This window comes from Pseudoduganella dura, assembly GCF_009727155.1.
Classification (GTDB): domain Bacteria; phylum Pseudomonadota; class Gammaproteobacteria; order Burkholderiales; family Burkholderiaceae_D; genus Rugamonas; species Rugamonas dura.
This window is the reverse complement of the sequence record NZ_WNWM01000002.1, coordinates 5,028,964-5,051,848: the sequence shown is the minus strand read 5'-3', so window position 1 is coordinate 5,051,848 and position 22,885 is coordinate 5,028,964. Positions and strand designations below refer to the sequence as shown.

The window sequence follows — 22,885 nt, the reverse complement described above, 5'->3', positions numbered from 1 at the left end:
GCTCACGGGCCGGGGCTCACTTCCCCGGCCAGGCGGCCATTACGAAATCGATGGTACGGTACAGCTGGCCGCGCGTGGCGCCGCCGGCGGCCTGCACCGCCATGCCCTGCAATACCGTGGCAACGAAGCTGGCCAGCTGCGCCGCGTCCGCGTGCGCCGGCAGGTCGCCTTCGGTGACAGCGCGTGCGAGGCGCTGGCGCAGCCGGTCCTCGCGCGCGCTGCGCAGGGCCACCAGTTCGTCGCGCAGCGGGCGCGCCTCGTCGCCGCAGGCCAGCGCGCCGCTGGTGCCCAGGCAACCGTGCGGGCTGTTCGGGCAGGTCTGCGCATCGGCCGAACCGCGCAGCAGCCGTTCGACCACTTCGCGCGACGTGGCCGCCTCCAGCGCCGCGTCGCAGAAATCCATCCGCGTGCTCTGGTAACGCTCGACGGCGCGGCGGAACAGCGCCTCCTTGTTGCCGAACACCGCGTACAGGCTGGGCCGGTTCATGCCCATCGCCGCCGTCAGTTCCGGCAGCGAACTGCCTTCGTAGCCTTTTTCCCAGAACACTTCCATCGCGCGGTCCAGCGCCACGTCCTCGTCGAACGTGCGGGGCCTGCCGGTGCGCGGACGGCCCGGCCGGGGTGACTTGTCCATTGCCTGACCTACTCTTTCATACCGATCGGTTAAAAATTCCTTGACGTGTGCCGCCGTCCCGATAGATTATAACCGACCGGTTAAAAACTCAAGGAGCCATCATGCACGCACCCGCCACCGCCAGCCCCGATCCCGTGCCATCACCCGCCGGCGACGCGCCACCCGGCCTTTCCGCCTGGCTGGCGGTGCTGTCCGTCGGCATCGGCGCGTTCGCCCTGGTCACCACGGAATTCCTGCCCGTGGGCCTGCTGCCGCAGATTGCCGCGGAACTGCGCGTCACCGAGGGACTGGCCGGGCTGCTGGTCACCGTGCCGGGCATCGTGGCGGCGATCGCCGCGCTGGCGGTCACGGTCGGCGTGGGCCGTGCGGACCGGCGCCACGTGCTGTGGGCGCTGATGGGCGTGATGGTGATCTCGAACCTGCTGGTGACGTTCGCCACGTCGTTCTGGCCGATCCTCCTGGGCCGCTCTCTGCTGGGCATTGGCGTGGGCGGTTTCTGGTCGATCGGCGTGGCGATCGGGCCGCGGCTGGTACCGCTGCGCTACACCACGCGCGCCACGGCGCTGATCTTCGGCGGCGTATCGATCGGCACCGTGGCCGGCGTGCCGGCCGGCGCGCTGATCGGCGAACTGTTCGGCTGGCGCACCGCCTTCGGCATCGCCGCCGGCATCGGCGTGCTGGTGCTGGCGATCCAGGTCTTCCTGCTGCCGCCGCTGCCGCCGACCAAGGCCACCACCGTGCGCGACCTGCCGCTGCTGCTGAAGAATGCGAAGGCCCGGGTCGGCCTGGCGGCCACCGTGCTGATGTTCATCGGCCAGTTCGCCGCCTACACCTACATCACGCCGTTCCTCGTGCAGGTGACGGCGATGAGCGCGCGCACCGTCAGCGCCCTGCTGCTCGCCTACGGCGCGGCCGGCTTCGTCGGCAACATCGTCGGCGGCTGGGCGGCCGAGCGGAGCGCCCGCGCGGCGCTGATCGGCACCGGATTGGTGGTGGGCCTGGCCACGGTGGCCCTGCCGCTGTTCGGGCACGGCGCGTTCGCCGCGACAACGCTGGTGATGGTCTGGGGACTCGGCTTCGGCGCGATGCCGATCTCGCTGCAGAACTGGATGTTCCGCGCCGCGCCGGACGGCATGGAAACCGGCGGCGCGCTGTTCGTCGCCACCGCGCAGGTGGCGCTGGCCTCCGGCGCCGGTGTCGGCGGCCTTGCCGTCGACCACCTGGGCGTGCAGAGCGCGATGGTCGTGGGCGGCGTGTTCGCGCTGGCCACTGCCGCCGTGGGCTGGTATTTCGGCCGCGATTCCAGCCGCGCGGCGCTGCACGCCGTGCATTGACGGCCCAGGGCGGCCCGCTTAAATCCGCCCGCGCCGGAACTCGGCCAGGAATTTCTTCGCCTGCGCCGGGCTCAGCACCACAACCGGATCGCCATGGTACACATACAGGAACGGCGGGCCGCCCAGCCGGTCGGTCAGCTTGGCGTGCACGAGGAAGCGCGTGCCGGCCGGATAATCGGTGACGAAGGCGCGCGCGCACTGCACCCGCAACAGCGGATGATAGGCCTGCCCGACCATCGGCCGCATGCGCACGGTGCCGCGATCGTCGAACGATTCGACGGCCACGTCGCGGTAGGCGGACAGGTCGCGGCCCATGTCAGGCCTCGCGCAGCACGAGCAGCGCGACCGCCTCGGCGTTGATGCCCTCTTCGCGGCCCAGGTAGCCCAGCTTCTCGTTGGTCTTGGCCTTGACGTTCACCTGGTCCGCCCCGATGCCGAGGTCTGCGGCGATATTGGCCACCATCGTACCGATGTGCGGCGCCATCTTCGGGCGCTGCGCGATGATCGTCGCGTCGACGTTGCCGATGTCATACCCTGTTGCCTTGACGCGCTCGGCCGCGGTGCGCAGCAGCACGCGCGAATCGGCGCCCTTGAATTCGACGGCGGTGTCCGGGAAATGCCTGCCGATGTCGCCCAGCGCGGCCGCGCCGAGGATCGCGTCGGTCACGGCATGCAGCAGCGCGTCGGCGTCGGAATGGCCGTCGAGGCCCTTTTCGTGCGGGATGGCGACGCCGCCGAGGATCAGCTGGCGGCCTTCGACCAGGCGGTGGCTGTCATAGCCCTGGCCGATGCGGAACGGGAGTTTTTTCATGTTTCTGGGTCCATCGTAAGATACATTTCGGCGATGCGGATATCGGCCGGGAGCGTCACCTTCAGGTTGCGCGGGTGGCCTTCGACCAGCCGCGGCGACAGCCCCAGCAGTTCGACGGCGCTGGCGTCGTCGGTGATCGCATCGGGATCGGGTGCTTCCTCCAGCGCGCGCAGCAGCAGCGCGTACGGGAACATCTGCGGTGTCTGCGCCAGCCACAGGCCGGTGCGCGGCATGGTCGCCACCTTGCCGGCGGCTGCGCTTTTCACGGTATCGACCACGGGCAGCGCGAGCAGTCCGCCGGCCGGGTCGGCGCCCGCAGCGTCGATCAGCTTCGCCGTCAGCGCCGGCGTCAGGCCGGGCCGGGCCGCGTCGTGCACCAGCACGCGGTCGTCGGGGCCGATCGTGCCGCCCAGCAGCCGCAAGCCGTTGCGGATCGATTCCATCCGCGTGGCGCCGCCGCAGCGCAGCACGGTCACGCCGGGCAGATCGGCCGGCAGCACGTCGCCGGCATAGCCGTCCCCGGCGCTCACCACCACATAGGTATGGGCAATCAGCGGCGAACGCGTGAACGCCTCGACCGTGTGCCGCAGCATCGGCTTGCCCAGCAGCGGCAGGTATTGTTTCGGACAGCCCGCCGCCATCCGCGCGCCCACGCCGGCGGCGGGGATCAGTGCAAAATAGTTCATCTCGCTTTCATTTATCGACCAGGATCATGCCCACACCGGCACCCACACCGGGGTCGGACCCCAAATTCGGGAAATATTTCCAGAAATCGGGGTCTGACCCCGGTTTTTGGAAACCCTTTCAGCATGTTCAGCGCCCGGCGCGGGTCTTGACGAGAATCTTCTGGATCTCGCCGTTGCAGACTTTCGACAGGCGCGCATACTCGGCGGGCGTATCGATGCTGGCCTGCACCGCTTCCACCCTGGCCATCTCGGCCTTGATGTACGGCAGCCAGCCCGAATCGACTTCGAACGACAGCGCCGTGCGGGCCGTGCCGCTCGGCGCATAGAACGGCTTGCCGCCGAAACGCTTCGCCAGCGCCGCGGCCACGGTTTTTTCCACCCTCGGCAAGTGATCCATGTAGGCCTGCATGTGCCGCATCTCGTGTGCCAGGATTTCCCTGTAGCCGCACGATCCCGCGGGGAATTCGCTGCCGACGTAGATCTTCACCGGCGCATAGGTCAGCTGCACCTGCAGCCGCGGCGCGATGCACTCGTAGCCGCTGCCCGGGTCCTGCAGCATCGCCCCTTCGATGCCGATCCGCACCATCGACTCGGTGCGCGTGAGACCCAATACGAAGTCGTTGCGGCTCGCGACACCCTTCATCGCGGTCAGCATTTTATAGGAGAGCTGCGTGTTGATCGTGTAGCCGTTCTGGCGGGCCGAAAACACCGAGACCGTCTTGCTGATCGTGTCCTCGCACCGTATCTGGAACGGCGTGCGCGCCGGTGCCGCGCCGGCCGCCGGGGTCGCCAGCCACAGGAGGAGCATGGGAGCCGCCAGCACGGACCCCAGGGCAAGGCGCATCGTCGAAGACAGTACGTCGGTACGGCGGGACGAATGCAACGCAGCCATGGGGCTTGTGTCAGCGGCTCCAGGCGGCATCGGTCAGCCCAGCTTCCAGTCCCCGCGCTGCAGCTTGTCGAGCCAGAACGTGCCGATGATCGTCTTCACGTCCGTGATCCGGCCCGTGCGCACCCAATCGAGCAGCTCGTCGAGCGTGGCGGTGAAGCATTCGAGGAATTCGCCTTCGTCCAGTTTCGCGGGGCCCGCCTTCAGGCCGCGCGCCAGGTACAGCTCCAGGTGCTCGTCGGAATACGCGATCGCGTTGTGGATGGTGGCCACGAACTGCCAGTCGGTGGCGGTGTAGCCGGTTTCCTCCACCAGCTCGCGCTTGGCGCAGTCGAGATGGTCCTCGCCTTCATCGATTTTCCCGGCCGGGAATTCGATGAACACCTGCGCATTCGGGTAGCGGAACTGGCGCTCCAGCAGGATGCGGCCGTCTTCCAGCACCGGCAGCACGACGACCGCGCCAGGGTGGCGGATGTATTCGCGGCTGGTCACGGCGCCGTTCGGCAGCCGTACATGGTCTTTGTGGATCTTGAGGAAACCGCCGTCGTAGGCGATGCCGCCGTCGACCTTTTCTTCCCTGAGGTGAGCGTCAGTGCTCATGCAAACTCCCGTGGTCATCAAAGCCACAGTGTAGCAGCGCGCCGCGCCCGGCGACGCCTCAGTGGCGCTTCCTCAGGTAGCGGACGACGAAACCGGGAAAGGCGAGGACGATGAACATGCAGGCGGAGATCGCGTAGAACTCCCACGTTTGCGGGAACACGGTACCGATGCGTCCCTCCAGCGCGCGGCCGATGCCGCCGACTGCGAAATACAGCACCGCCAGTTCGAGCAGCCGCACGAGGAAAGGCTTCGAGGGAGCCTGCCCCGTTCCGTGCGCAGCAGAAAATGCGAACGGAAGGAGGGCAAATACGCGCTCATTGAAGAACGGCAGGTTGGCCAGCACCAGGGCCAGCAGGATGACCAGCCATGCCGCGGCGCCGATATCCATGGATCAGGACGCCAGAGTCTTGCTGATCGCGTGCGTGCACGCGTCCAGCAGCGGGCCGGGCACCACACCCAGTACCACCACCATCAGGCCGTTCAGGGCCAGCACGACGTTCTTGTCGCTGGCGACCCTGATCGGCGCCGTGTCGGTCGGTTCATCGAACCACATCGTCTTGACGACGCGCAGGTAGTAGAACGCACCGACCAGCGAAGCCATCACGGCGAACACGGTCAGCCACAGGTGGCCGGCCTTCAGCACCGATTGCAGCACGGTCAGCTTGGCCATGAAGCCCATCAGCGGCGGCACGCCGGCCAGCGAGAACATCAGTGCCGTCATCAGCAGCGCGTACCAGCCGGAGCGCTTCGACAGGCCCTTGAAGTCGGCCAGTTCCTCGGCTTCGAAACCGGAACGGGCCAGCACCATGATCAGGCCGAAAGTGGCCAGCGTGGTCAGCACGTAGGTGATCGAGTAGTACATCGCCGAGCTGTAGGCGGCGGCCGCGTTGGCCTGGTCGGTGCCGACGACACCCGACATCATGCCCAGCAGCACGAAGCCCATCTGCGCGATCGTCGAGTAAGCCAGCATCCGCTTCAGGTTCGTTTGCGCGATCGCGGTGAGGTTGCCGATCACCAGCGACATCACGGCCAGGATCAGCAGCATCTGCTGCCAGTCGAAGCTCAGCGGCAGCAGGCCTTCCACCAGCAGGCGGATGACGATGGCGAACGTGGCCAGCTTCGGCGCACCGCCCAGCAGCAGCGTCACGCCGGTCGGCGAACCCTGGTACACGTCCGGCACCCACATGTGGAACGGCACGGCGCCCAGCTTGAACGCCAGGCCGGCGACGACGAACACCAGGCCGAACACCAGGATCGTGTTATTGATCGAACCGCTGGCGATCTTGGCCGACATGGTCGTCAGGTCCAGCGTGCCGGTCGCGCCGTACAGCATCGACATGCCATACAGCAGGAAGCCGGAAGCCAGCGCGCCGAGCACGAAGTACTTCATCGACGCCTCGGTGGCATTGGTGTTGTCGCGGCGCAGTGCCACCAGCGCATACAGCGACAGCGACATCAGTTCCAGGCCCAGGTAGATGGACAGGAAGTTGCTGGCCGCGATCATCACCATCTGGCCCAGCGTGGCGAACAGCGCAAGGCCGTAGAACTCGCCGCCCAGCGCGCCGCCCAGCATGCCGCGGTCGGTCGTGTACTGGCGCGCATACACCAGCGTGATGCCCACCGACAGGTAAGTGAACAGCTTGAGCAGGTTGCCCATCGGGTCGGACACGACCATGTTGTTGAAGGCGTAGGTCGTGGTGCCGGCGGCGAAGTCGCCATACGTGATGACCGCCGCGCCGGCCAGGGCCAGCAGCGACAGCATGTACGTGATGTTCCGCTTCGCGGCGGGCAGGTACACGTCGATCAGCAGGATCGCCGAGGTGGCGATCAGCAGGAAGATCTCGGCGTGGATCGGTGCGAGATTGGTATCGGTCGGATTCATAAAACTAAGGTCCTATCTGCAATCATTGTGCAAGCTTGGTCTGCGCCACGTGCTGCAGCAGGTCCGCCACCGACGTTTGCATGGTGTCGGTGAACGGCGCCGGGTACAGGCCCATGTACAGGGTGGCGATCGCCAGGATGCCCAGCATCAGGAACTCGCGGTTGTTCAGGTCCTTCAGCTCGGCCACGTGATGATTGGTGATCTTGCCGAAGATGACGCGCTTGGCCATCCACAGCGAGTAGGCTGCGCCCAGGATCAGCGCGGTCGCGGCCAGGATGCCGGTCACGAAGTTGAACTGCACCGCGCCCAGGATCACCATGAACTCGCCCACGAAACCGGAGGTGGCGGGCAGGCCGCAGTTGGCCATCGAGAACAGGATGAAGAACGCGGCGAACTTCGGCATGCGATTGACGACACCGCCGTAGTCGGCGATCTGGCGCGAGTGCGCCTGGTCGTACAGCACGCCGATACACAGGAACATCGCGCCGGACACGAAGCCGTGCGAGATCATCTGCATGATCGCGCCCTGCGTACCCATCGCGTTGAACATGAAGAAGCCCAGCGTGACGAAGCCCATGTGCGCGATCGACGAATAGGCGACCAGCTTTTTCATGTCCTTCTGCACCAGGGCCACCAGGCCCACGTAGACCACGGCGATCAGCGACAGCACGATGACGACCGGTGCCAGTTCGCGCGATGCGTCCGGTGCGATCGGCAGGGAGAACCGCAGGAAACCGTACGCGCCCAGCTTCAGCATGATCGCGGCCAGCACGGCGGAGCCGCCGGTCGGCGCTTCCACGTGGACGTCCGGCAGCCAGGTGTGCACCGGGAACATCGGCACCTTCACGGCGAAGGCCATGAAGAACGCGCAGAAGATCGCGATCTGCTCGTTCCGGGTCAGCGGCAGCTGGTGCCACGCCAGGATGTCCCACGAACCGGACTTGTTGTACAGGTAGACCAGCGCGACCAGCGTCAGCAGCGAACCGAGGAACGTGTACAGGAAGAACTTGAACGCCGCGTACACGCGGTTGGCACCGCCCCACACGCCGATGATGATGTACATCGGGATCAGCGTGGCTTCGAAGAAGAAGTAGAACAGCAGGCCGTCGAGCGCGGTGAACACGCCGATCATCAGGCCCGACAGGATCAGGAACGCGCCCATGTACTGGGCCACGCGTTCCTGGATCACTTCCCAGGCGGAGATGACGACGATGACCGTGATGAACGCGGTCAGCGGCACGAACCACAGCGACAGGCCGTCGATGCCGAGCGTGTAGAAGATGTTGAAGCGCTCGATCCACGGCGCGCTTTCCACGAACTGCACGCCGTGGGCGGCATTGTCGAACTGCGTAAACAGCGGGATCGTCGGCAGCATCGAGACGATCGAGCCGACCAGTGCCATCACGCGTACCAGTCCGGCGCGCGAATCGCGCCCGACTGCCAGGATGATGACGCCGAACAGGATCGGCAGCCAGATCGACAGGCTGAGGTAGGGAGGAAGATTATTAATCGTTGACTGCATCTTTTATCTCTTTTGCGTGTGGCGTTAAGCGTGCCAGAACGGCAGGAAGTACACCAGGAAGCCCAGGATGCCGATGATCATCACGAACGCGTAGTGATAGATGTAACCCGTCTGCGCCAGGCGCGTCAGCGACGAGAACCAGCCCACCAGTTTCGCGGAACCGTTGACGACGAAGCCGTCGATGATCGCGCGGTCGCCCACCTGCCACAGGCCGTTGCCCAGCACGCGGGCGCCCTTGGCGAACACGGCCTGGTTGAACGCATCCATGTAGTACTTGTTGTCGAGCAGCGTGTGCAGGAACTTGAACTTGTCGTAGAACCATGCCGGTACACGCGGATTGATCATGTAGCAGTAGTACGACGCGGCCACGCCGGCCAGCGCGAGCCAGAACGGTGCCGTGGACAGGCCATGGATCGCCATCGCGACGGCGCCGTGGAATTCGTTGCCCAGTTCATGCATCGCCGGGTGGCGCGCGGCGTCGACGAAGATCACGTCCTTGAAGAAGTTGCCATGCAGCATCGGTTCGATCGCCAGGAAGCCGATGATCACCGAAGGAATCGCCAGCGCCGCCAGCGGGAACCAGACGACGAACGGCGACTCGTGCGGTTTCTCGCCCGGTGCCAGGCCGTGGTGGCCGTGGTCGTCGTCTTCCTCTTCGTGGTGCGCGTCGGAATCGTGCAGCGCATGCGGGTCGCCGTGGGCAGCCTTGGCATCGTGCTTGGCGTCGTGCTTGTGATCGTGGTGATCGTGGGCATGCCCGTGGGAGTCGAGCCGGCCGAAGTTTTCCGGACCGTGGAACACGCGGAAGTACATGCGGAACGAGTAGAACGCCGTGATGAACACGCCGGCCAGCACCGCGAAGTTCGCGAAGCCCGCGCCCGGCAGGTGCGTGGCGTGCACCGCCTCGATGATCGAATCCTTCGAGTAGAAGCCCGAGAAGAACGGCGTGCCGATCAGTGCCAGGGAACCCAGCAGCGACGTGATCCACGTGATCGGCATGTACTTGCGCAGGCCGCCCATGTTGCGGATGTCCTGGTCGTGGTGCATGCCGATGATCACGGAACCCGCGCCGAGGAACAGCAGCGCCTTGAAGAACGCGTGCGTCATCAGGTGGAACACGGCGACGGAATACGCCGATGCGCCCAGCGCGACGGTCATGTAGCCCAGCTGCGACAGCGTGGAGTAAGCGACCACGCGCTTGATGTCGTTCTGGATGATGCCCAGGAAGCCCATGAACAGCGCGGTGATCGAGCCGATGATCAGGATGAACGACAGCGCCACGTCGGACAGCTCGAACAGCGGCGACATGCGCGACACCATGAAGATGCCGGCGGTCACCATCGTCGCGGCGTGGATCAGTGCCGAGATCGGGGTTGGGCCTTCCATCGAGTCCGGCAGCCACACGTGCAGCGGGAACTGCGCCGACTTGCCCATCGCGCCGATGAACAGGCAGATGCAGGCGGTGGTGATGACCATCCAATCGGTACCCGGCAGCGTCGCGTTGACCAGCAGGTCCTTCCTGGCGAAGGCTTCCTGGTAATCCATCGTGCCGGTATAGGCCAGGATCAGGCCGATGCCGAGGATGAAGCCGAAGTCGCCCACGCGGTTCACGAGGAACGCCTTCATGTTGGCGAAGATCGCCGTCGGACGCTTGTACCAGAAGCCGATCAGCAGGTACGACACGAGGCCCACCGCTTCCCAGCCGAAGAACAGCTGCAGGAAGTTGTTGGACATCACGAGCATCAGCATCGAGAACGTGAACAGCGAGATGTACGAGAAGAAGCGGTTGTATCCCTCGTCCTCGGCCATATATCCGATGGTGTAGATGTGCACCATCAGCGAGACGAACGTGACGACGCACATCATCATCGCGGTCAGCGAGTCGATCTGGAAGCCCACTTCGAAGTGGATGCCAGCCACCGTCATCCAGCGGTAGACGGTTTCGTTGTATGCGATGCCGGTGACATCCATCACCTGCAGGAATGTCTGCAGCGAGAGCAGGAACGCGACCAGCACGCCCAGGATCGTTGCCGTGGTGGCGACCTTGCGGCCGACCACGTTGCCGAAGAACTTGGTCCCCAGCAGGCCCGCGATCGCGGACCCGGCCAGTGGCGCCAGGGGAACAGCGAGAAGAAGGTTAGGGTTAAGCCCCGTCATGATGAACCTATCTGTTTATTATTCGAGGGTTAAAAACTAGCCTTTGAGGCTGTCCAGGTCTTCGACGTTGATCGTGTCCAGGTTACGGAACATCAGCACGAGAATCGCCAGGCCGATCGCCGATTCGGCGGCCGCCACGGTCAGGATGAAGAACACGAAGATCTGCCCCGCCGCGTCGCCCAGGAAATGGGAGAACGCGATGAAGTTGGTGTTCACCGCCAGCAGCATCAGTTCGATGGCCATCAGCAGCACGATGACGTTCTTGCGGTTCAGGAAAATCCCGACGATCGAGATCGCGAACAGGATCGCGCCCAGGACCAGGTAGTGAGCCAGCGAAAGGGTCATGGTGCCTCCTTGGTTGCAACGGGTGCCGGGACTTCTTTCTTCACGGCGTCCATCTTGACGATCTTCAGGCGGTCGTTGCGCTTGACGTGCACGGCCTTGCCCGGATCGAAGTACTTGATGTCCTTGCGGCGGCGCAGGGTCAGCGCGACGGCGGCGACGATGGCCAGCAGCAGGATCACGGCGGCCACTTCGAAGGCGAAGATGTACTGCGTGTAGATCAGCAGGCCCAGCGCCTTCGTGGTGCCGATGGTGTTGGCCGCCTCGGGAACCGGCGTTTCGACGCCGAAGCTGCGCCACAGTACCGACGCCATCTCCAGCACGATGATGCCGCCGACGACGGAAGCCACCGGCAGGTAGTTCCAGAAGCCCTTGCGCAGCTCGGTCTGGTCGATGTCGACCATCATCACGACGAACAGGAACAGCACCATCACGGCGCCCACGTACACCAGCACCAGCACCACTGCGAGGAACTCGGCTTTCAGCAGCATCCAGATACCGGCTGCCTGGAAGAACGCCAGCACCAGGAACAGTGCCGCCGTCACGGGGTTGCGCGCCGTGATCACGCGTGCCGCGGAAACCACCATGATGGCCGCGAACACGTAGAACAAAACGGTTGTAAAGGTCATATCTTCTTATTCCGATCTCGGTCAGCGATACGCGGCATCCGCGGCGCGGTTGGCGGCGATGTCCGCCTCGTAGCGGTCGCCGACTGCCAGCAGCATCTCCTTGGTGTAGTACAGGTCGCCCCGCTTCTCACCGTGGTATTCCAGCACGTGCGTTTCGACGATCGAATCGACCGGGCACGATTCTTCGCAGAAGCCGCAGAAGATGCACTTGGTCAGGTCGATGTCGTAGCGCGTGGTGCGGCGCGAACCGTCCTCGCGTTCGTCGGATTCGATCGTGATGGCCATGGCCGGGCATACCGCTTCGCACAGCTTGCAGGCGATGCAGCGTTCCTCGCCGTTCGGATAGCGGCGCAGCGCGTGCAGGCCGCGGAAACGCGGCGACATCGGCGTTTTCTCTTCCGGGTACTGCACCGTGATCTTGCGCGAGAACATGTACTTGCCCGTCAGGGCGAGACCCTTGATCAATTCGGTCAGCATCATGCTGCCGATGAAGTCTTTTACTCGTGTCATTTTTAGCGCTTCCCTTACTTCCAGATGTTCCACGGCGTCTGCATCCAGGTCGCGACGAGCACGAGCCAGAACAGCGTGAGGGGAATGAAGACCTTCCAGCCCAGACGCATGATCTGGTCGTAGCGGTAACGCGGGAAGGTACCACGCACCCAGATGAACAGGGACACGATCAGGAACGTCTTCACGAACAGCCAGAAGAAGCCGCCGAAACCGCCGCCGAATTCGAGGAACGCGAACGGTGCGGACCAGCCGCCCAGGAACATGATCGATGCCAGCGCGCCGACCAGGATGATGTTGGCGTATTCGGCCAGCATGAACATCGCATACGACATGCCGGAGTATTCCACCATGTGGCCGGCGACGATTTCCGATTCACCCTCGACGACGTCGAACGGCGCGCGGTTCGCTTCGGCCAGGCCGGACGTCAGGTACACGACGAACAGCGGCAGCAGCGGCAGCCAGTTCCACGACATGAAGTTCACGCCCATGTCGGCGAAACGGCCGACCTGCTGGCTGGTGACGATGTCGATGAAGTTCAGCGAGCCCGAAACCATCAGGATCACGACCAGCGCGAAGCCCATGGGGATCTCGTAGGAAATCATCTGCGCCGAGGCACGCATGGCGCCCATGAACGAATACTTCGAGTTCGACGACCAGCCGGCGATGATGATGCCGTACACCTCCATCGACGTGATCGCCAGCAGCACCAGCAGGCCGGCGTTGACGTTGGCGAGCACCGCTTCCGGGCCGAACGGCACGACCGACCAGGCGGCCAGCGCCGGCATGATCGTCATCACGGGACCGATTACGAACAGCGTTTTCGCCGCCTTGGTCGGGATGACGATTTCCTTCAGCAGCATCTTGATGCCGTCGGCCATCGGTTGCAGCAGGCCCATCGGGCCCACGCGGTTCGGGCCGATCCGGATCTGGATGAAGCCGATCAGTTTGCGCTCCCACAGCGTGGCGTAGGCGACCAGGCCCAGCAGCGGCATCAGCACGCACAGCACCTTGATCACGTTCCACACCAGCGGCCAGACCGCGCCCAGCGCGTCGGCGCCGGCGGTGTTGATGGTATTGACGAATTCCAGTGCCATTATTTGCCCTCCCCTGCCTTGGCGACCGAGATCGCGCCGAACATGTCACCCAGCGTTGCCGTGGATGCATGCGCGGCGGAGACGCGCACGACATTGGCCGGCAGGCCGGCATCGACGCGCGCTTCCAGGATCGCGGAACCGGCGCCTTGCAGCACCTGCACCATGTCGCCCGATTTCACGCCGATCTGTTCGGCCAGCGCGGCGGAGATGTTCGCCTTCGGCGCCTGCGCGTCGACGGTGGCCTGCAGCGGCGCGGAACGGCGCACCAGGGCGTCGGCGAAGTAGATCGGCACGTCGGCGATGCGTTCGAGCTGGTCGCCGGCGCCGAAGGAAGCGGCCGTCAGGGCCACGTTCGATGCGTTCGACAGCTTCGAGGAGACATCGGAGACACCGGCGCCCAGCGCTTCGTCGCGGACCGCTTCGGAGGTTTCGTAGTCGAAGCCCGGCAGGCCCAGGATGTTGCCCAGTACGCGCAGCACCTTCCAGGCCGGACGTGCGTCGCCCAGCGGTTTCACGGTGCCGTTGAAGCTTTGCGCACGGCCTTCGCAGTTGACGAAGGTGCCGGACGTTTCGGCGAACGGCGCGATCGGCAGCAGCACGTCGGCGTAGTCGAGGCCATGCTTGAAGGCCGACATCACGACGACCATCTCGGCGCCCTGCAGCGCGGCGACCGCCTGCGACGGGTTGGCGGCATCGAATTCCGGTTCCGCGTTCAGCAGCACGTACGCTTTCTTCGGTGCCGAGAATGCCGGCGCGGCCTTCGGCGAAAATGCGCCGACGAGGTAGCCGCCGACGGTGTTCGCCGCTTCGGTCAGGTAACCCAGCTTTGCGCCGGTCGCGTTGGCGATCCACTGCGCGGCCGCGGCGATCGCGGAGGCTTGCGGATGGTGCACGGCGGCGTTACCGAGGAAGATCGCCTTCTGTTCGCCGGCCAGCAGGCTGGCGGCGACGCCCTTGGCGGCATCGCTGAACTCGGCGGGGAAACCGCCTGGAGCGGCTTCGCCCTTGGCCGAAGCCACCGCGGACACGATGCCCGACAGCGCGGCCAGCCAGTCCGACGGCGCGGCCACGATGTTGTTGGCAACGGTGATCAGGCTGTCGTCACGCGTGGCGTGGATCAGCGACAGCTTGGCGCCGTTCTTCACGGCGGCGCGCAGGCGCGATGCCAGCAGCGGGTGATCCTTGCGCAGGAACGAACCGATGACCAGCGCACCCTGCAGGTTCGACACGTCGGCGATCGGCATGCCGAGCCATGGCGTGACCTGGCCGTCCAGCGCGAAGTCGGTCTGGCGCAGGCGGAAGTCGATGTTGTCCGAACCGATGCCGGACGCCAGCTTCTTCAGCAGGGCCAGCTCTTCCAGCGTCGAATGCGCGGTCGCGTAGGCGGCGATCGCGTCGGCGCCGTGTTCGTGCCTGATGTTCTTCAAGCCGTGCGCGACATATTCCAGCGCGGTCTGCCAGTCGACTTCCTTCCATGCGCCGCCCTGCTTGAGCATCGGCTGCGTGAGGCGGTCGGCGCTGTTCAGCGCTTCGTACGAGAAGCGGTCCTTGTCGGAAATCCAGCACTCGTTGATCGCTTCGTTTTCCAGCGGCAGCACGCGCTTCACGGAACCCTGCTTGACCTGGACGATCAGGTTCGCACCCAGGCCGTCGTGCGGCGACACCGATTTGCGGCGCGACAGTTCCCACGTGCGGGCGCTGTAGCGGAACGGCTTCGACGTCAGCGCGCCCACCGGGCACAGGTCGATCATGTTGCCGGACAGCTCGGAGCTGACGGCTTCGCCGACGAACGTGGTGATTTCCGCGTGTTCGCCGCGGCCCAGCATGCCCAGTTCCATCACGCCGGCCACTTCCTGGCCGAAACGCACGCAACGGGTGCAGTGGATGCAGCGGCTCATCTCCTTCATGGAGACCAGCGGGCCGGCCTGCTTCGGCACGACGACGCGCTTTTCTTCTTCGTAGCGCGAGCTGTTCTTGCCGTAGCCCACGGCCAGATCCTGCAGCTGGCATTCGCCGCCCTGGTCGCAGATCGGGCAATCCAGCGGGTGGTTAATCAGCAGGAATTCCATCACGCTCTTCTGTGCCTGAACGGCCTTCTCGCTGTGCGAGCGCACGATCATGCCCGCCGAGACGGGCGTGGCGCAGGCCGGCAGCGGCTTCGGCGCCTTCTCCACTTCGACGAGACACATGCGGCAGTTCGCTGCGATCGACAATTTCTTGTGATAGCAGAAGTGCGGGATGTAGGTTCCCAGTTTGTTGGCAGCGTCCATCACCATCGAACCCGGTGGGACTTCTACCTTTTTACCGTCAATTTCGATTTCAACCATGATCAGCGCTTAAAAGGCCGAGACAGGCACGAGACAGTGCTTGTGCTCGACGTGATATTCGAATTCTTCGCGGAACTGCTTGATGAACGCGCGCACCGGCATCGCCGCGGCATCGCCCAGCGCGCAGATGGTGCGGCCCTGGATGTTGTCCGCGATCGAGTTCAGCATGTCCAGGTCCGTCTGGCGGCCCTGGCCATGCTCGATGCGGTGGATCATCCGGTACATCCAGCCCGTGCCTTCGCGGCATGGCGTGCACTGGCCGCACGATTCCTCGTAGTAGAAGTAGGACAGGCGTTCCAGCGCCTTGACCATGCAGCGCGTCTCGTCCATCACGATGACGGCGCCGGAACCCAGCATCGAGCCGGCTTTCGCGATCGAGTCATAGTCCAGGTCGGTCTGCATCATGATCTCGCCGCGCACCACCGGGGCGGACGAACCGCCGGGGATGACGGCCTTGATCTTTTTACCGCCGCGCATGCCGCCGGCCAGTTCCATCAGCTTGGCGAACGGCGTGCCCAGTGGAACTTCGTAATTGCCCGGACGTTCCACGTCGCCGGAGATCGAGAAGATCTTCGTGCCGCCATTGTTCGGCTTGCCCAGCGCCAGGTAGTTCTCGGCGCCGATGTTCAGGATGAACGGCACGGCCGCGAACGTTTCCGTGTTGTTGATCGTGGTCGGCTTGCCATACAGGCCGAACGACGCGGGGAACGGCGGCTTGAAGCGCGGCTGGCCTTTCTTGCCCTCCAGCGATTCGAGCAGCGCGGTCTCTTCGCCGCAGATGTAGGCGCCGTAGCCATGGTGCGCGTGCAGCTGGAAGCTGAACTCGCTGCCCATGATGCGGTCGCCCAGGAAGCCTTCCGCGCGGGCTTCTTCCAGCGCGTCCTCGAACCGCAGGTAGTCCTGGAAGATCTCGCCGTGGATGTAGTTGTAGCCCACGGTGATGCCCATTGCGTACGCGCCGATGGCCATGCCCTCGATCAGCGAATGCGGGTTGTAGCGGATGATGTCGCGGTCCTTGAACGTGCCCGGCTCGCCTTCATCGGTATTGCAGACGAGGTATTTCTGGCCCGGGAACTGGCGCGGCATGAAGCTCCACTTCAGGCCGGTCGGGAAACCCGCGCCGCCGCGGCCGCGCAAGCCGGAAGTCTTCAGCTCGGCGATGATCTGCTCGGGCGGGATTTTCTCTTCCAGGATGCGGCGCAGCGCCGAATAGCCGCCACGTTTCACGTAGTCGGCCAGGTGCCAGTTGTCGCCGTTCAGGTCTTTCAGGATCAGCGGATTGATGTGACGGTCGTGCAGCGAAGTCATTTCTTCAGGTCCTCCACCAGCGCGTCGATTTTCTCGTTGTTCATGAAGCTGCACATGCGGTGATTGTTCACCAGCAGCACCGGTGCGTCGCCGCAGGCGCCCATGCACTCGCCTTCCAGCAGGGTGAACTCGCCGTCGTTGGTGGTGTCGCGGTAATCGATGCCCAGCTTCTGCTTCAGGTGCTCGCCGGCCTTCACGCCGCCGGAAAGTGCGCACGGCAGGTTGGTGCACACGGTGATCTTGTGCTTGCCGACCGGCTTCAGGTTGTACATGTTGTAGAAGGTGGCCACTTCCTGCACGGCGATGGCCGGCATGCCGATATAGTCGGCCAGTTCCTTCATCGTTTCAGGCGACAGCCAGCCCAGTTCGACCTGGGCGTGGGCCAGCGAGGCCATCACGGCCGACTGGCGCTGGTCGGCCGGGTACTTGGCCAGTTCGCGGTCGATTTTTTTATAGCACTGCTCGGATAACATAATCTTTTTCCTGCCTCGTTAGCGGTCGATACTGCCGAACACGATGTCCTGGGTGCCGATGATGGTGACGGCGTCGGCGATCATGTGACCGCGCGCCATTTCATCGAGGGCCTGCAGGTGCGTGTAGTCCGGCGTACGGATCTTCAGGCGGTACGGCTTGTTGGCACCGTCGGACACGATGTAGATGCCGAATTCGCCTTTCGGGTGTTCGATGGCCGTGTAGACCTCGCCCGGCGGAACGTGGAAGCCTTCCTGGAACAGCTTGAAATGGTGGATCAGCGATTCCATGTTGGACTTCATGTCCACGCGGTTCGGCGGCGCGACCTTGCGGTTGTCCGTCATCACCGGGCCCGGGTTGTTGCGCAGCCACTCGATGCACTGCTTGATGATGCGGTTCGACTGGCGCAGCTCTTCCACGCGCACCAGGTAACGGTCGTAGCAGTCGCCGTTGGTGCCGATCGGGATGTCGAAGTCCATCAGGTCGTACACTTCGTAGGGCTGCTTCTTGCGCAGGTCCCACTGCACGCCGGAACCGCGCAGCATCGCGCCGGTGAAGCCCATTGCCAGCGCATCTTCCGGCGAGACCACGCCGATGCCCACGGTCCGCTGTTTCCAGATACGGTTATCGGTCAGCAGGGTTTCGTATTCGTCGACATAGCCGGGGAAACGGGTCGTGAACGCTTCCAGGAAGTCCAGCAGGGAACCCTGGCGGTGCTCGTTCAGGCGGTCGATTTCCTTCTGGCTGCGGATCGACGACGGACGGTGCTTCGGCATCGCGTCCGGCAGGTCGCGGTACACGCCGCCCGGGCGGTAGTAGGCCGCGTGCATGCGCGCGCCCGAAACCGCCTCGTAGCAGTCGAACAGGTCTTCGCGATCGCGGAAGCAGTACAGGAACGGGCCCATCGCACCGACGTCGAGCGCGTGCGCGCCCAGCCACATCAGGTGGTTCAGGATGCGGGTGATCTCGTCGAACATCACGCGGATGTACTGGGCGCGCAGCGGCACGTCGATGCCCAGCAGCTTCTCGATCGCCAGCACGTAGCCGTGCTCGTTGCACATCATCGACACGTAGTCGAGGCGGTCCATGTACGGCACGGACTGCAGGTAGGTCTTCTGTTCGGCCAGCTTCTCGGTGGCGCGGTGCAGCAGGCCGATATGCGGGTCGGCACGCTGGATCACTTCGCCGTCCAGCTCCAGCACCAGCCGCAGCACGCCGTGCGCGGCCGGGTGCTGCGGGCCGAAGTTCAGGGTGTAATTCTTAATCTCAGCCATTATTTCATCCCGTATTTTTCTTCGCGGATCACGCGCGGCACGTTCTCGCGCGGCTCGATCGTCACAGGCTGGTAGATCACGCGGCCCTGTTCGGCGTCGTAGCGCATTTCAACGTAGCCGGCGACCGGGAAGTCCTTGCGGAACGGGTGGCCGATGAAGCCGTAGTCGGTCAGGATGCGGCGCAGGTCGTTGTGGCCTTCGAACAGAATGCCATACAGGTCGAAAGCCTCGCGCTCGTACCAGTTGGCGGCGCGCCAGATGTCGGTGATCGACTGCACCAGCGGCATTTCATCGTCCGGGCAGAATACGCGCACGCGTACGCGCCAGTTGTGCTTCACCGACAGCAGGTGCGTGACGGCCGCGAAGCGCGGGCCTTCCCACGTGCCTTCGCCATAGGTGGAATAGTCAATGCCGCACAGGTCGATGAAGGTATCGAATCCGGTGGCGGCATTGTCGCGCAGGGATTTCATCACTGCGTGGTAGTCGTCGGCCTTGACGACCAGGGTGATTTCACCGAGGGCCACGCTGAGCGTGACGCGCTCGCCCAGGGCGCCGGTGATGGCGCCTTGCAAAGCTTCCAGTTGTGTTGTCATATATCTTGAGCGCCCCGTTTACCGTGCAATCGTATTGGTGCGCTTGATTTTGTTTTGCAGCTGCATGATGCCGTACAACAGTGCCTCCGCGGTCGGCGGGCAACCCGGTACGTAGACGTCGACGGGCACGATGCGATCGCAGCCGCGCACGACGGAGTAGGAGTAGTGGTAGTAGCCGCCGCCATTGGCGCACGAGCCCATCGAGATGACCCAGCGCGGTTCCGGCATCTGGTCGTACACCTTGCGCAGTGCCGGCGCCATCTTGTTGCACAGCGTGCCGGCCACGATCATCACGTCGGAGTGACGCGGCGACGGGCGGAACACGACGCCGAAGCGGTCCATGTCATAACGGGCAGCGCCCACGTGCATCATTTCAACCGCGCAGCAGGCCAGCCCGAACGTCATCGGGAACATCGACCCGGTCCGCGCCCAGTTGATCAGCTTGTCGGCCGAGGTGGTGATGAAACCTTCGTTTAATACGCCTTCAATAGCCATGGCTTATTCCCAATCAAGGGCACCTTTCTTCCAGATATACCAAAAACCGACGACGAATTCAGCGATGAACACCATCATCGTCACGTAGCCCTGCCAGCCCAGTTCGCGCATGGAGACGCCCCATGGGAAGAAGAAAGCCGTTTCAAGGTCGAACAGAATGAAGAGGATTGCGACGAGGTAGTAGCGCACGTCGAATTTCATGCGCGCGTCTTCGAACGCTTCGAAGCCGCACTCGTACGGGGAGAGTTTTGCCGCGTCGGGCTTGTACGGGCCCAGCAGGCGACCCAGGATCTGCGGCGCTACACCGACGCCGATGCCGACCAGGATAAATAAGAGAACGGGGAAGTAATTTTCGAGGTTCACGATAGGGTCACAGCTGTTGTTGAACGACTGGTTGGCGAGGACACCACACCGTTGCGGTGCGGCTGAAACGCTCGACCCCAATCAAACGCTGAGACCAGGATCAAACGACACATCCTCGTAAAAAAACCAGCTGAAGGCTTTTGAGGACAAACTCATGGGCCTTGTGCTGGCTTCTCAAATTTCTGGTGCCGACGACGAGACTCGAACTCGTACAGCTTGCGCCACTACCCCCTCAAGATAGCGTGTCTACCAATTTCACCACGTCGGCATTAAGGCCGCTATTCTACTCGTCTTTGCGCAGTTTGTTAATGTGAATTGCGCGATATCAAAGAGAAAAACGGCAAAAACTTTAAAAACAATCGTTTTACTTCGGTGCGCCGGTCGAGGTGGCCGGTACGGCTTCGGTCGCAGGCGCGGCAGGCGTCGTCGCAGGCGGCACGGCATTGGTTGCCGCGGGCACGCCGTCGGTCGCGGCCGGGGCCGCCGGCACTGCGCCAGGGATCGCTGCCGAGCCCTTCACGGGCACCGTCACGTTCTGCAGCACGCCGCCGCCGCTGCTCGCGGTACGGCCATTGGACAACACTGCGAGGCCGAGTGTCGCACTGAAGAAAATCGCCGCCGCCAGCGCGGTCGACTTCGACAGGAAGTTCGACGAACCGCTGGCACCGAACAGGCTGCCGGACGAGCCGGAACCGAAGGCGGCGCCCATGTCGGCACCTTTACCGTGCTGCATCAGCACGAGGGCGATGATGCTCAGCGCCGACAGGACCTGTACTACCACGACCAGATTGAACAAGGTGTTCATGCTATTTCACTCTCAGATTTAAATGCGCGGACTCGTGGCCCGCTTGCTCTACCCGTTGCCGGGGTGTTCTTTCAGTACGCCGCTTCGGTTCGCGGCTTGTTGGTTTGCTGCCCGGTTTGCCGCTCAGTTCGCTGCTCAGTTCGCCGCCGCTGCGATGGCCAGGAAATCCTGCGCCTTCAGTGCCGCGCCGCCGATCAGCCCGCCATCGATATCGGACTGGCCCAGCAGGTCTTTCGCGTTTTCCGGCTTCATGCTGCCGCCATACAGGATCCGCATGCCGGCCGCCGCGCCCGCGCTGCGCTCGGCCACCTGCTTGCGCAGCGCCGCGTGCACTTCCTGCGCCAGCGCCGGCGTGGCCGTCTTGCCGGTGCCGATCGCCCACACGGGTTCGTACGCGAGCACGATCTTTTCCAGCGCCGGATTTTCCAGCACGTCGAGCACGGCCTGCAGTTGCGCACAAACAACGACGTTGGTCCGCCCCGCCTCGCGCTCTTCCAGCGTTTCGCCGACGCACACCACCGGAACCAGTCCGGCGTTCAACGCCGCGAGCGCCTTCTGCGCGACCAGCTCGTTACTTTCATGGTGATAGGCGCGCCGCTCGGAATGGCCGACGAGCACATGGCGGCAGCCGAATTCCTGCAGCATCGACGCCGCCACCTCGCCCGTATAGGCGCCGGCCGCATACGCCGACACATCCTGGGCACCCCATGCGACCGCCGTTCCCGACAGCTCCGCCTGGCACTGGGCCAGGTAAGGCGCCGGAACGCACACCGCGAGATCCGCCTTGCCGGCGGCATGGCCCGCGACGATCCCGCGTAATAATACAGAATTGCCGGCAAGGCTGCCGTTCATCTTCCAGTTTCCGATGACGAGTTTGCGACGCATGGCTGTCCGAGTTGTTTGAGTTGTAAGGTAACTCGCGATTGTAACGTGCTCGGCAATACAGGGTCAAACGCGCAATGCCCGCGCATCGCCCGCCATCGGTCAATCTGGTGACCAATATAGGCCACGGCAATGACCGGATGATTACGTAACCTGGAGCATGATCTTGCCGACGTGCGTGCTGCTTTCCATCAGCTTGTGCGCTTCGACCGCCTGGTCGAGCGGGAAGCTTTCGTAGATCACCGGCCGGATCTTCTTCGATTCCAGCAGCGGCCACACGTTGTCGCGCAATTGCCGTGCGATCGCGGCCTTGAACGCCACCGAGCGGGGGCGCAACGTGGATCCGGTGACGGTGAGCCGGCGGCGCAGTACCTGGCCCATGTCCAGCGTGCCCTTGGCGCCGCCGAGCAGCGCGATGATGGCGATGCGCCCGTCGTCCGCCAGGCAGTTGATCTCGCGCGGCAGGTAGTCGCCGCCGACCATGTCGAGGATGACGTCGACACCGTTGTCGCCCGTCAGCTGCTTGACGACGGCGCCGAAATCCTCGTGGCGGTAATTGATGCCGCGTTCGGCGCCGAGCTTTTCGCAGGCGCGCGCCTTCTCTTCGCTGCCGGCGGTGGCGAATACGCGGTGGCCGAGCGCGCTGGCCAGCTGGATCGCGGTCACGCCGATGCCGGACGTGCCGCCCTGCACCAGCAGCGATTCGCCGGCGCCCAGCCGGGCGCGGTCGAACACATTGCTCCATACGGTGAAATACGTTTCCGGCAGCGAGGCCGCCTCGATCAGCGACAGGCCCTGCGGCACCGGCAGGCATTGCTCGACCGGCGCCACCGCGTACTCGGCATAGCCGCCGCCCTGCACCAGCGCGCAGACCAGGTCGCCGGGCTTGAATTCGCTGTTGGCGAAATCGCCTTCGACGACTTCGCCCGCCACTTCCAGGCCCGGCAGGTCCGACGCGCCCGGCGGCGGCGCGTAGCTGCCCAGGCGCTGGAACACGTCCGGCCGGTTGATGCCGGCCGCGTGCACGCGGATCAGCAGTTCGCCGGGGCCGGGCTGGGGCTTGTCGCGGTAGCACAGCCGCAGTACGTCGGGCGGGCCCGCCTTGGTGATCTCGATTGCTCGCATGGTCGTCCTTCAAGGGAAAGGGCGATTTTAGCGCAGGGTCGGGTTTTTTTCTTGGGAGTACTCCGATGTGCAGGACCGTCGCCGTCGACCGGCCCTGGCAGCTTCGGGAGATAACCGGTGTCCGACACCCTGAAGGGTGTCCGACACCTGAC

At 64.2% G+C, this 22,885-nt stretch carries 25 protein-coding genes and 1 tRNA gene; 1 reads left to right on the top strand and 25 read right to left on the bottom strand.

What is annotated here, in order from left to right; translation table 11 throughout:
• Positions 1 to 16: 16 nt before the first annotated feature.
• Entirely contained in the window at positions 17 to 634 is a 618-nt protein-coding gene (locus GJV26_RS22135; protein ID WP_155710867.1) for a TetR/AcrR family transcriptional regulator, read from the bottom strand.
• Positions 635 to 735: 101 nt separating this feature from the next.
• On the opposite strand from GJV26_RS22135, the gene GJV26_RS22130 reads away from it, so the two are divergent.
• Complete coding sequence (locus GJV26_RS22130; RefSeq protein ID WP_155710866.1) at positions 736 to 1,968, top strand: MFS transporter; 1,233 nt, start codon at positions 736 to 738, stop codon at positions 1,966 to 1,968.
• 18 nt (positions 1,969 to 1,986) lie between these two features.
• Here the strand turns inward: GJV26_RS22130 and GJV26_RS22125 are convergent, their stop codons facing one another.
• The 24 genes from GJV26_RS22125 to GJV26_RS22010 form a co-directional block, all read right to left on the bottom strand.
• Positions 1,987 to 2,283, bottom strand: coding sequence for a hypothetical protein (locus GJV26_RS22125; protein ID WP_173346244.1), 297 nt, complete (start codon positions 2,281 to 2,283; stop codon positions 1,987 to 1,989).
• Between the two features lies 1 nt (position 2,284).
• Complete coding sequence (gene ispF, locus GJV26_RS22120) at positions 2,285 to 2,779, bottom strand: 2-C-methyl-D-erythritol 2,4-cyclodiphosphate synthase (protein ID WP_155710865.1); 495 nt, start codon at positions 2,777 to 2,779, stop codon at positions 2,285 to 2,287.
• Positions 2,776 to 3,465, bottom strand: a complete 690-nt coding sequence (ispD, locus tag GJV26_RS22115; RefSeq protein ID WP_155710864.1) for a 2-C-methyl-D-erythritol 4-phosphate cytidylyltransferase — start codon at positions 3,463 to 3,465, stop codon at positions 2,776 to 2,778. The genes ispF and ispD overlap by 4 nt, the downstream gene beginning before the upstream one ends.
• Positions 3,466 to 3,592: 127 nt before the next feature.
• Entirely contained in the window at positions 3,593 to 4,273 is a 681-nt protein-coding gene (locus GJV26_RS22110; RefSeq protein ID WP_155710863.1) for a hypothetical protein, read from the bottom strand.
• A gap of 117 nt (positions 4,274 to 4,390) precedes the next feature.
• A complete protein-coding gene (locus GJV26_RS22105; RefSeq protein WP_155710862.1) occupies positions 4,391 to 4,954 on the bottom strand; it encodes an NUDIX domain-containing protein in 564 nt (187 codons plus the stop codon).
• A 58-nt stretch (positions 4,955 to 5,012) separates the two neighbouring features.
• Entirely contained in the window at positions 5,013 to 5,342 is a 330-nt protein-coding gene (locus tag GJV26_RS22100) for a DUF2818 family protein (RefSeq protein WP_155710861.1), read from the bottom strand.
• 3 nt (positions 5,343 to 5,345) lie between these two features.
• A complete protein-coding gene (gene nuoN / locus GJV26_RS22095) occupies positions 5,346 to 6,836 on the bottom strand; it encodes an NADH-quinone oxidoreductase subunit NuoN (RefSeq protein WP_155710860.1) in 1,491 nt (496 codons plus the stop codon).
• A 22-nt stretch (positions 6,837 to 6,858) separates the two neighbouring features.
• Positions 6,859 to 8,358 carry an NADH-quinone oxidoreductase subunit M gene (locus GJV26_RS22090; protein WP_155710859.1) on the bottom strand — a complete coding sequence of 500 codons (1,500 nt, stop codon included), beginning with the start codon at positions 8,356 to 8,358 and terminating at the stop codon, positions 6,859 to 6,861.
• Between the two features lie 24 nt (positions 8,359 to 8,382).
• On the bottom strand, positions 8,383 to 10,515 hold the full coding sequence (gene nuoL / locus GJV26_RS22085) for an NADH-quinone oxidoreductase subunit L (RefSeq protein ID WP_155710858.1): 2,133 nt from the start codon (positions 10,513 to 10,515) through the stop codon (positions 8,383 to 8,385).
• A 36-nt stretch (positions 10,516 to 10,551) separates the two neighbouring features.
• Positions 10,552 to 10,860 (bottom strand): NADH-quinone oxidoreductase subunit NuoK, encoded by a 309-nt coding sequence (gene nuoK, locus GJV26_RS22080; protein WP_155710857.1) that lies wholly within the window; start codon positions 10,858 to 10,860, stop codon positions 10,552 to 10,554.
• On the bottom strand, positions 10,857 to 11,486 hold the full coding sequence (locus GJV26_RS22075; protein WP_155710856.1) for an NADH-quinone oxidoreductase subunit J: 630 nt from the start codon (positions 11,484 to 11,486) through the stop codon (positions 10,857 to 10,859). The genes nuoK and GJV26_RS22075 overlap by 4 nt, the downstream gene beginning before the upstream one ends.
• Positions 11,487 to 11,507: 21 nt before the next feature.
• On the bottom strand, positions 11,508 to 11,996 hold the full coding sequence (nuoI, locus tag GJV26_RS22070; protein ID WP_155710855.1) for an NADH-quinone oxidoreductase subunit NuoI: 489 nt from the start codon (positions 11,994 to 11,996) through the stop codon (positions 11,508 to 11,510).
• A gap of 14 nt (positions 11,997 to 12,010) precedes the next feature.
• Positions 12,011 to 13,090: an NADH-quinone oxidoreductase subunit NuoH gene (gene nuoH, locus GJV26_RS22065; RefSeq protein ID WP_155710854.1), complete on the bottom strand. Its 1,080-nt coding sequence runs from the start codon at positions 13,088 to 13,090 to the stop codon at positions 12,011 to 12,013.
• Entirely contained in the window at positions 13,090 to 15,417 is a 2,328-nt protein-coding gene (nuoG, locus tag GJV26_RS22060) for an NADH-quinone oxidoreductase subunit NuoG (protein WP_155710853.1), read from the bottom strand. Before nuoG ends, nuoH begins: the two co-directional genes overlap by 1 nt.
• 9 nt (positions 15,418 to 15,426) lie before the next feature.
• Complete coding sequence (gene nuoF, locus GJV26_RS22055; RefSeq protein ID WP_155710852.1) at positions 15,427 to 16,725, bottom strand: NADH-quinone oxidoreductase subunit NuoF; 1,299 nt, start codon at positions 16,723 to 16,725, stop codon at positions 15,427 to 15,429.
• Entirely contained in the window at positions 16,722 to 17,198 is a 477-nt protein-coding gene (gene nuoE, locus GJV26_RS22050; protein ID WP_155710851.1) for an NADH-quinone oxidoreductase subunit NuoE, read from the bottom strand. Before nuoE ends, nuoF begins: the two co-directional genes overlap by 4 nt.
• A gap of 18 nt (positions 17,199 to 17,216) precedes the next feature.
• The gene (locus GJV26_RS22045) at positions 17,217 to 18,470 is read right to left on the bottom strand and encodes an NADH-quinone oxidoreductase subunit D (RefSeq protein ID WP_155710850.1); all 1,254 of its coding nucleotides are present in this window, start codon (positions 18,468 to 18,470) and stop codon (positions 17,217 to 17,219) included.
• Positions 18,470 to 19,063 carry an NADH-quinone oxidoreductase subunit C gene (locus GJV26_RS22040; RefSeq protein ID WP_155710849.1) on the bottom strand — a complete coding sequence of 198 codons (594 nt, stop codon included), beginning with the start codon at positions 19,061 to 19,063 and terminating at the stop codon, positions 18,470 to 18,472. The genes GJV26_RS22045 and GJV26_RS22040 overlap by 1 nt, the downstream gene beginning before the upstream one ends.
• A gap of 18 nt (positions 19,064 to 19,081) precedes the next feature.
• A complete protein-coding gene (locus GJV26_RS22035; protein ID WP_130188314.1) occupies positions 19,082 to 19,558 on the bottom strand; it encodes a NuoB/complex I 20 kDa subunit family protein in 477 nt (158 codons plus the stop codon).
• Between the two features lie 3 nt (positions 19,559 to 19,561).
• Positions 19,562 to 19,921 (bottom strand): NADH-quinone oxidoreductase subunit A, encoded by a 360-nt coding sequence (locus GJV26_RS22030; protein WP_189442266.1) that lies wholly within the window; start codon positions 19,919 to 19,921, stop codon positions 19,562 to 19,564.
• 183 nt (positions 19,922 to 20,104) lie between these two features.
• Positions 20,105 to 20,189: transfer RNA gene (locus GJV26_RS22025), tRNA-Leu, on the bottom strand.
• Between the two features lie 96 nt (positions 20,190 to 20,285).
• Positions 20,286 to 20,726 carry a preprotein translocase subunit SecG gene (gene secG / locus GJV26_RS22020; RefSeq protein WP_155710848.1) on the bottom strand — a complete coding sequence of 147 codons (441 nt, stop codon included), beginning with the start codon at positions 20,724 to 20,726 and terminating at the stop codon, positions 20,286 to 20,288.
• Between the two features lie 135 nt (positions 20,727 to 20,861).
• Positions 20,862 to 21,611, bottom strand: coding sequence for a triose-phosphate isomerase (gene tpiA, locus GJV26_RS22015; protein ID WP_155710847.1), 750 nt, complete (start codon positions 21,609 to 21,611; stop codon positions 20,862 to 20,864).
• 141 nt (positions 21,612 to 21,752) lie between these two features.
• The gene (locus tag GJV26_RS22010) at positions 21,753 to 22,733 is read right to left on the bottom strand and encodes an NAD(P)H-quinone oxidoreductase (protein WP_155710846.1); all 981 of its coding nucleotides are present in this window, start codon (positions 22,731 to 22,733) and stop codon (positions 21,753 to 21,755) included.
• Positions 22,734 to 22,885: the final 152 nt, after the last annotated feature.